Source organism: Flavihumibacter sp. CACIAM 22H1, assembly GCF_001601815.1.
Lineage (GTDB): Bacteria > Bacteroidota > Bacteroidia > Chitinophagales > Chitinophagaceae > Flavihumibacter.
This window is the reverse complement of the sequence record NZ_LUKG01000135.1, coordinates 1-1,778: the sequence shown is the minus strand read 5'-3', so window position 1 is coordinate 1,778 and position 1,778 is coordinate 1. Positions and strand designations below refer to the sequence as shown.

Sequence of the window (1,778 nt, the reverse complement as noted above, 5' to 3'; positions counted from 1 at the left end):
GGAAGCTTATATCATCGGGTCTACTTCCGGAATGAGTGCAGTTGGCCTTAAACCCATTGTAGAAGTTCAGTTTGCGGATTATATCTATCCGGGACTAAATCAATTGGTTTCTGAATTGTCTAAATCCTGTTATCTCAGTTGCGGGAAATATCCTGTTCAAACATTGATTAGGGTTCCGATCGGTGCATATGGCGGAGGCGGGCCCTACCATAGTGGAAGTATTGAGTCTACCCTGTTAAGTATAAAAGGTATCAAAATAGTTTATCCTTCTAATGCGGCGGATATGAAAGGCCTTATGAAATCGGCTTTCCTGGATCCCAATCCCGTAATAATGCTGGAACATAAAGGGCTTTACTGGAGCAAGCTGCCCGGAACAGAAACCGCCAAAACCAGTGAGCCGGCGGCTGATTATCGTATTCCTTTAGGTAAGGCCAATATTGTACAGCAGGCTGCAGCAACTATGCTCCGGAAAGGCGATACCTGCACGGTTATTACGTATGGAATGGGGGTTTACTGGGCATTGGCTGCTGCCAGCTTCTTTCCGGGCCAAATTGAAATTATTGACCTGCGTTGCCTTTTTCCGCTGGATGAAGCGCTTGTTTTTGAAAGCGTTCAAAAACACGGTAAATGCCTCGTACTTACGGAAGAGCAACAATACAACTCATTTGCCGAAGCACTGGCATCCAGGATAACACATGCCTGCTTTCAATGGCTGGATGCACCGGTAGAAGTAATGGGCGCACTGAGTTTGCCAGCTGTTCCAATGAATGCCGGGCTCGAAGCAGCTATGCTTCCTTCCGCTGAAAAACTGAAAAAAAGACTGCAAACACTCTTAGTGTACTAAGTACATTTTCACGTTTTTATAACATCATGATCCGTCAGTTCATCCTGTATTAACTCCACTGGTGTAGATTTAGGTTTTTCGTCCGCTTGGTTCTGTAGATATTTATCTCCGAATGATTTCGTATAAATTCTGCAAACCAAACCTATCTCGATGAAAAATAGAATGTTGAAAGGTGCACACCTTTCAGAAAGAAAATGCCGGGAGATACTACATTATTTCTGCGAAGATTTAACGGCTACCCAAATTGCTGCTATTACCAGTGTAAGCCGGGTAACCGTCAACGCATATCTTAAATTAATCCGAACCCGGTTGGCCCAGTTCTGTGAAGATTCTTTTCCAACGCACCAATTACCCGAAAACTTTGTATCGATCCGCGGGTCTTTGACCGGACTACCTAAAACCCCTTATTTTGGGTTTACCCGGTATAACGGGCAGGTATATGCCACAGGTTTGGAAAATATAACGCGGGAGCATTTACTGAACTGGCAAAAACAGCACAATGGACCCGTTTCAGGTGAAATGCAGACGATTCATGCGGTTGCTGATTTCAACAGCTGGCGGCTTTACCGGAGAGATATGCTTTCTGCAGGAACATCGACCAATGGAGATGATATCTCGGGTTTCTGGGGATTAACGCGAAATCGTTTAATGAAATTCAGAGGAGTTAACCGGAATACACTCTATTTGCATATTAAGGAATGTGAGTTCAGGTACAATTACCGAAATGAAAATATGCAGGCCAAACTAATTCAACTTATCAGTAAGCATCCTTTGCACGAAGCACAGATGCAATAAATCTTTCTTTATTTCTCATGTGTGTGAACGCGGGTAGTATCTACTACCTGCTTTTTTTTGTTATGATTCAGATCATAACAAAAAACAGGAAGCTGGAATAGATTAGTGGATTATAATCACCCAAAAAGTCTGGAATATG

The 1,778-nt window shown here is 43.1% G+C and carries 2 protein-coding genes; both read left to right on the top strand.

Going from position 1 to position 1,778, the window contains the following annotated elements:
* Nucleotides 1–844, top strand: an 844-nt coding sequence (locus A1D16_RS21000; protein WP_290713434.1) for a transketolase C-terminal domain-containing protein, incomplete at its 5' end; no start/stop codon positions are given.
* A 150-nt stretch (nucleotides 845–994) separates the two neighbouring features.
* Nucleotides 995–1,639, top strand: coding sequence for a hypothetical protein (locus A1D16_RS20995; RefSeq protein ID WP_290713431.1), 645 nt, complete (start codon nucleotides 995–997; stop codon nucleotides 1,637–1,639).
* The last annotated feature ends 139 nt before the right edge of the window (nucleotides 1,640–1,778 follow it).